General features: G+C 45.4%; 8 protein-coding genes and 1 rRNA gene. 3 read left to right on the top strand and 6 right to left on the bottom strand.

Translation table 11 applies throughout. The annotated features are described in order from the left end of the window. The first annotated feature begins 17 nt into the window (after window positions 1–17). Together rrf and RM811_RS19755 are read left to right on the top strand one after the other, a co-directional pair. Window positions 18–133: ribosomal RNA gene (gene rrf, locus RM811_RS19760) — 5S ribosomal RNA — on the top strand. Window positions 134–276: 143 nt separating this feature from the next. Continuing rightward, on the top strand, window positions 277–765 hold the full coding sequence (locus tag RM811_RS19755) for a GNAT family N-acetyltransferase (protein WP_402527584.1): 489 nt from the start codon (window positions 277–279) through the stop codon (window positions 763–765). Window positions 766–810: 45 nt separating this feature from the next. On the opposite strand, the gene mscS is transcribed toward RM811_RS19755, so the two are convergent. The 3 genes from mscS to RM811_RS19740 form a co-directional block, all read right to left on the bottom strand. Then, window positions 811–1,653 carry a small-conductance mechanosensitive channel MscS gene (gene mscS, locus RM811_RS19750; RefSeq protein ID WP_402527583.1) on the bottom strand — a complete coding sequence of 281 codons (843 nt, stop codon included), beginning with the start codon at window positions 1,651–1,653 and terminating at the stop codon, window positions 811–813. 147 nt (window positions 1,654–1,800) lie between these two features. After that, on the bottom strand, window positions 1,801–2,949 hold the full coding sequence (locus RM811_RS19745; RefSeq protein WP_402527582.1) for a PilT/PilU family type 4a pilus ATPase: 1,149 nt from the start codon (window positions 2,947–2,949) through the stop codon (window positions 1,801–1,803). 17 nt (window positions 2,950–2,966) lie between these two features. Continuing rightward, entirely contained in the window at window positions 2,967–3,452 is a 486-nt protein-coding gene (locus RM811_RS19740) for a glutathione peroxidase (RefSeq protein ID WP_402527581.1), read from the bottom strand. Between the two features lie 615 nt (window positions 3,453–4,067). Here RM811_RS19740 and RM811_RS19735 point away from each other — a divergent pair. Then, complete coding sequence (locus tag RM811_RS19735; RefSeq protein WP_402527579.1) at window positions 4,068–4,808, top strand: type 1 glutamine amidotransferase; 741 nt, start codon at window positions 4,068–4,070, stop codon at window positions 4,806–4,808. Here RM811_RS19735 and RM811_RS19730 read toward each other — a convergent pair. The 3 genes from RM811_RS19730 to RM811_RS19720 all read right to left on the bottom strand — a co-directional run. Further along, a complete protein-coding gene (locus RM811_RS19730) occupies window positions 4,785–5,132 on the bottom strand; it encodes a hypothetical protein (RefSeq protein WP_402527578.1) in 348 nt (115 codons plus the stop codon). The genes RM811_RS19735 and RM811_RS19730 overlap by 24 nt on opposite strands. A gap of 48 nt (window positions 5,133–5,180) precedes the next feature. Next, the gene (locus RM811_RS19725) at window positions 5,181–5,693 is read right to left on the bottom strand and encodes a hypothetical protein (protein ID WP_402527577.1); all 513 of its coding nucleotides are present in this window, start codon (window positions 5,691–5,693) and stop codon (window positions 5,181–5,183) included. Further along, window positions 5,693–7,013 (bottom strand): helicase-related protein (locus RM811_RS19720; protein WP_402527576.1); only part of this gene is annotated, 1,321 nt, incomplete at its 5' end. The genes RM811_RS19720 and RM811_RS19725, both read right to left, overlap by 1 nt.

The following is a 7,013-nucleotide window of genomic DNA, read 5'->3' as shown; positions in this document are numbered from 1 at the left end:
TCTAGCCACTAGCATAGCCTGGCGACCATAGAGCGTTAGCCCCACCTGATCCCATCCCGAACTCAGTAGTGAAATGACGTATCGCCGATGGTAGTGTGGGGTTTCCCCATGTGAGAGTAGGTCATCGCCAGGCACCAATTTAAAAACCCCGACAGCGTTGCTGCCGGGGTTTTTGTTATGTATGAAAAATAATCAATAAAATTCCGGGAATGATTTCCAGGTTCATTTCAAATATGCTGCTGTCACTTCTCTTTCTTATGGACAGGCCGTGTATCAATGATAAGAAAAGCAAATTCAGGCGACTGTGCTCAGATAGCAGATATCTATAATCACTATGTCCTGAACAGCACCGTTACTTTTGAAATTGATCCTGTAACGCATGAAGAGCTTGCTGAAAGAATAAAAAAATCCCACTGCTTTCTGCTGTTTGAGGAGAAGGGATCTGTTCTCGGGTATGCCTATGCATCAAATTATCATTCACGTGCCGCCTATCGTTATACAGCAGAAGGGTCTATCTATTTGCGAAATGGCGTAGAAGGGAGAGGATTAGGGGCTACGCTTTATAAGGCTCTGTTTGATGCAGCTAAAGATTTTGGTATTCGAGAGATGATTGCAGTGATCGCTTTGCCTAATAAAAGTAGTGAGGTATTACATCAAAAATTGGGGTATAGAAAGGTGGGAGTGATTGAGAGCTGTGGTTATAAATTTGGTCAACCTATCGACACATCAATCTGGCAGCTATCCCTGGTAAGAGCGATAAAGTAATTTTTATGTAGCAGGCAAGGAATTGCCTGCTACATAGTTTTGATATCAGGCAGTAGCCTCTTTCTGAATAAGATGAACATCCCGTTGTGGGAATGGAATTTCAATACCTGCTTCATCCAGTGCAGTCTTTATATTTTCATTGAGGCTGAAGTATACATCCCAATAGTGACTGGATTCAGCCCATGGGCGCACTGCAAAGTTAACGGATGAGTCCGCCAGAGCCAATACACCAATGGTCCACGCCGGGTCTTTAAGAACTTTGTCGTTGGATTGAAGCACTTGCTCAATAACTGCCCGGGTCTTTTTGAGATCGGATGAGTAGCTGACACCAATAACAAGATCAATTCTTCTTTGACCGGTTCTTGTGTAATTGATGATGTTGTTACTTAAGACATTGTTGTTGGGTACAACCACCATTTTATTGTCTGGTGTTATAAGCACTGTGGTAAAAATCTGTACAGACTCAACAGAACCCGCAACGCCGGAAACTTCAACATACTCCCCTTTTTTAATCGGGCGGAAGATAATCAGCAATACTCCGGCAGCAAAATTGGAAAGTGAACCCTGTAAAGCCAGACCAATTGCCAAGCCTGCGGCACCAATGATGGCAACCAGAGAGGCCGTTTGGATACCAACACGACTCAGTGCAGCAACAATGACAAACGCCAATATCAGGTATTTGGTCATGTTGCTGGTGAAGCTGGCAACAATTCCATCGACCTGTTTCTTTAACATGATTTTATGGATGGCGTTACTGACCATGCGGGCAATAACAATACCGATGACCAGCGTCAGAAGGGCTGAGACTATATTTACGAAGTACTCAATAAATAATGACTGGTTATTCTGCAGCCAATCTGCAGACTGGTTGAGCAGATCAATACTCATGTATAACTCCCTGAGAGATAAAGGAAAGAAAATTTTGGAGGGGAGAATATCAGAAATTCAGATGACGTCAGTGGTTTTTTCTAACATCGCGTATAAGTATAAAAGTGTTGTGATCAGGATTAACCGATATCTTTTTGAAGCAGGGTTTCAATCAGAAGCGATGGTTAAATTCCCAAAATCATCATCATCACTATGATCGTTTTTATGCCCATCCATTTTAATCATTAATCGCATATTATTCGAGGAATCGGCATATTGAATAGCCTGGCGGTCGCTGATTTTGCCGCTTTTGAAAAGGTTGAATATCGATTGATCAATGGTCTGCATACCCACTTCACTGGAGCGCTCCATTAGACCATTGATTTCATCAACTTTGCCTTTTTTGATGAGATCTGCCAAGGCTGGTGTGTTGAGCAGAATTTCATGGCAAGGGTAGGCTGCACTTCCATCCTCAGCAGCAATCAGCTGTTGCCCCAGTATACCCTGCAGACTCAGGGATAGATTCATGAGAACTTCCTGGTGTCGTTCCCGGGGGAAAAAGTGAATGATTCTTTCCAGAGCCTGATAGGCTGTATTGGCATGAAGTGTTGCGATGCAAAGATGGCCGGTCTGAACAAATTCAATCGTATGTTTCATCACTTGCGGGGAGCGAATTTCTCCGATAACCACCAGGTTTGGTGCCTGGCGCAGGGCATTAGACAACCCCTCTTCATAGGTTTTTGTATCAAGACCCACCTCACGCTGGGTAACGATACAGTTATTGTGACTGTGGATAAACTCAATGGGATCTTCAATGGTGATGATATGGCCTTTGCCCATTTTATTCCGGTGATTGACCAGTGAGGCCATGGATGTGGATTTCCCTGTTCCTGCAGCACCCGTGATCAGTATCAGTCCTCGTTCCTGAAGAACCAGGTCACACAAAATATCAGGCAGGCCAAGTTCTTGAGGTTCAGGTATGTGATGATGAATGCGTCGGATCACCATGCCGGGTTCACCTTTTTGAAAAAAAGCACTGATACGAAATCGTCCCGAATCAGGATTCTGTATGGCATAGTTACATTCGCGGCTTTCGCGAAATTCCTGAAAGCGTTCCACACCCATCATTTCTGCAAAGAGACGAGAAGCCTGCTCGCTGGTCAGAGAAGTTTTGGCTATGGATACCAACTGATTGTTAATCTTCAGGCAGGGAGGATGGCCAACCGTTAAAAACAGTTCTGAGCCGTTACGGTCAGCCAGTATGGAGAGTGCCTTGTTGATATCCACAGTAATAAGTGTTTCAGGTTGTTGAGACACTTATTTTGTCGGCTTGATCAGCGCTCTCTTAATGCCTTGCAGATATCTTCTTCAATATCTTCCGGCTTGGTGGTTGGGGCGTACCGGTCAATAATTTCCCCCTTACGGTTGAGCAGGAACTTGGTGAAGTTCCATTTGATTTTCTGTGTGCCCAGTAAACCCGGGGCTTCAGATTTCAGGTCTTTATAAAGGGCAGCGGCATCATCACCATTAACATCAATTTTCTCAAAAACCGGGAAGGTTACGCCATAGTTTTTCTCACAGAAGGAACCAATGTCGTCACTGTTACCCGGCTCCTGTCGACCAAATTGATTGCATGGAAAGCCAAGAACGATCAGCCCTTGATCCCTGTATTTGTTATACAGTTCTTCAATTCCCTGATATTGAGGCGTAAAGCCGCATTTACTGGCGGTATTGACGATTAAAACGACCTTGTTCTCATAGTCAGACAGCGCCTGCATTCTGCCATCGAGCAAGGGCATTTTGTATTTCTGTAGTTCCATGATTGAACCTCTGTTACGGCTCTTTTATTAATTAAGACCAATGCAGCCAAAAGCGCCTGTTGATGATGCTGTGGAGCAACATCGTGCTGCATATTCAAGGAATTATTTCAGCTTTGCAATAATGGACAGATAGCGATGGGGAAACAATAAAAAAACGGCCTGAAATTCAGGCCGTAAAGATGAGGATTTGCGAATCACTGGCATTAGCCAGCTAAGTCAGGTCTGAAATTTCGTCGATGGCAGTCCCTCCACGGGTTGGTTAAGTGCTTGGGGGTAGCTCAACAAGTGCTTGGGGAGAGTCCGGTTGAGCCGGTGAATTTAAATTCTTAATGCTAATGAGAATGGTTATCATTCTAGTATTGGAGTCGGGATTAGCGCAAGGGCTGAATGTAAATAAAAATGGTTATTTTGAAAAAAAAAGTGGTTAAAGTTTGTGCTTAAGGAAGTGGGGTTATAGAAAGTATCAGTCTTCCGTCATCCCCACCTTCGCGGGAATGACGATGGTATATTTTGCATGGCTTCTTCCCTTATCGCTGAAACCCTGTCGTCAGGGGTAGCGTAAGCCTGGCGGTCTAAGCTTTAAATGGATTGGCCTGACAACAAAAGTTAAGGGAGATGGTTTTGAAAAGGCGACTGGGTATTTTACTGTGTGATGAGCATCATCCTGACTCCATCAAGAACTTTGGCACTTTTGATAATGATTATAAGGCGATGGTAGAAGCGGTAATGCCCGGACAATGGCAGTACTCAGTCTGGCGTTGTTATGAGGGGAGCTTTCCGTCATCAGTAGATAGTTGTGATGCCTGGATTATCAGTGGCAGTAAGTCTGCCGCTTACGACTCAGATCCCTGGATACAGCAGATTAAGTCGCTGGTTGTAGAACTGGAGCAAAGTCAGGCGTTGCTGGTTGGCATCTGCTTTGGTCATCAGCTGATTCATCAGGCGCTTGGCGGAGAGGTTAAAAAGTTCTCAGGAGGCTGGGGGCTTGGTGCTTATCCCGTAAACGCCACAGCTGACTTTGGCGGTTTTCGGTCAGGGGATGCCATTCGCATACTGGCGGTTCATCAGGATCAGGTGATTAACACCGCTCCGGGATTTTCTTTATTGGCGACATCAGACTTTTGTGAGAATGCCATTACTCGTAAAGGATCTTCAATTCTGACATGGCAGGCTCACCCGGAGTTTGTGGATGGCTTTTTCAGGGATGTCTGTTCAAGGCTTCGGGAGACTATTGAAGATCGATTAATTGATAAGGTATTGGATGATATTGGCTTGCCAGATGACCGTGTGCAGGCAGGTAGGGCGATCGTTCATTTTCTTGCAGGTAATGGCTTAACGCTCCAGAAGTTCGAGTAATGTCAGCTTGCCATAAAGGTCACGATAGAGTTCAGCTTGCCAGTTTTGGCCACTACTCATCTGGAAGGCCAGCATATAACAAGTACCCAGAATATTTTGTACCCTGGCATCAGTTACCTTCACAACTGAGTCTTGTTGAAAGTCTTTGGCCGCAAATTTTGCCATCTCCAGTACAGCCTGGTTTGGTCTGAGTACTTGCCAGCCTCCAGCGTATTTTCTGTGACCGCCCTTGCTGGCTGATATGTTTTTCGATGTTAAGCTTCCGGCCATACATGCTGATAGCAGAACTGACAGTACGATGATGGTAATCAGTTTGAACATCATGGTTGCCAGTTGAACGTTGTAAAAAGAATTGTAGATTAGCTTTGTTCTTCAAGAAGGGGTTTTGAGCTTTTTCCCTGTTTTAGTGCAGAGCTCATCCAGTAGCAGCCCGCAATTACCTTCAGTCACATAGTCCCTGGGAATCATTTCAAGCCAGCCGCCTTTCCCGGCAATAATAATAATATTGTCTTCCACCGTGATCATTTTTACCTGACGGTAAGTGCGGTATGCAGGCTTGAGCAGTGAAGAGTGGATTTTGATCCCATTTTCTTCAAGGCGTATTGTGCGGATTTCCAGCTCAAGGTCAGGCTGGTAATGGAGGCCAAAGCGTTTATGAACGGCATACTTAAGGCCAAGATTCAGTATCCAGAAAGTAATGAACGCTGAACCAAACAGTCCGGAAAGAAGAATGGTACTCAGACTGTTCCGGAAAATCAGCAACGGGAAAAACAGGCAGGCAAACGAGGCAGTCCAGATCACCAGAGTATGCTTCGGGCTGTATTTAATCATTAACTGATTGATGCGGTTTTGGGCTTGCCCGGTAATGTGATAAGTGACTTGCATCAGAGCGCTTCAGCCTTACGGTATTTGCCATGGTAGTCGAAGAGCTTATCAATGATTTTCCAGTAATGCTTTTCCTTTTGAGCAACGACAAAATCCGGTTTGCGAAATTTCTTCTGGTTGTGGATAACATTATCCACAGATGATGCCCTGAATGCCTCAGCACGATTGATCAATGCGTGTTTGCCAAAATGGTGATAGAACGCACCTTGTTGGGCCGGAGTATCCAGTCGGAAGTGTTCATTTACCTCTGCACCATCTTCATCATGGTAGGTGATTTTTATCCTTTGCCTGCCCTGTGAGTCCTTGTCTGAGATCATCTCCATGCCGGAACAACGAATCACCAGACAGTTTTTAAGGTTCAGGGCATCACGGAGTTTTTTATCCGGGTCGACCAGTCCATGTTGGCAGTCATGGCATTTTCTGGCAGCGATGTCATTTTCTGCACCACACTGATCACACTCTTTAAAGCGATAGCGGAACTGACATTGTTCCTTTTCCCCTTCACCTTCTTCGTCAAAAAAAGTCTCAAAACCCTGACAACGTCGTCCATAGTGCTCGACCAGGTCTCCATCACTATCAATAATTCCCCAGAAATGATTATTGTGGCCACAGGCTGGACAGGGGACTGTTACCGGTACTGCTTTCGAGTCTGGTTTCGGTGCACCAATTTCCGGGCTGAATAAGCTGAAGCGATTGCCCGCATAATCAATGATCAGGCAGTCTTTTTTATCAGGAGCCAGTCGCAGTCCACGGCCTGCTATCTGCTGATAAAGGCTGACGGACTCTGTTGGTCGAAGTATGGCGATCAGGTCGACATGGGGGGCGTCAAAACCCGTAGTCAGTACCGAAACATTTACCAGGAATTTAAGCTGTTGTTGCTTGAAGGCATCAATCAGGCGATCCCGTTCTTTAGATGGGGTATCACCAATAATTAAGGCGCTCTCATCCTCCGGGAGGTAACCCATGATCTCCCGGGCATGATCAACAGTGGAAGCAAACACCATGACACCTTTACGGGTAGCCGCTTCTCTTTTTACCTGCTCGATGATTTCCCGGGTAGCCCGGGTTTTTCCTTTCAGTAACCGGTTAAGATCCTGCTCACCATAACGGCCGAAGCTGTCTCTGGACAGTTGACTGAAGTCGTAGAATACAATGGGCGCATCAACTACCTGTGGAGGTGTGAGATAACCGTTATCCACCATATAGGAGAGAGGCAGTTCAAAGAGACACTCTTTAAAAAATCGTGTCTCCTCTGTTCTGATTGCTCCCTTATTATCTGTCGTCTGGTAATACTGATATAGCCAGCCCATGCCAAGGCGA

Source organism: Endozoicomonas sp. (assembly GCF_031844845.1).
In the GTDB taxonomy this organism is placed as follows: domain Bacteria; phylum Pseudomonadota; class Gammaproteobacteria; order Pseudomonadales; family Endozoicomonadaceae; genus Endozoicomonas.
The sequence above is the reverse complement of the archived record's forward strand: the minus strand, read 5'-3'. Positions and strand labels throughout refer to the sequence as shown.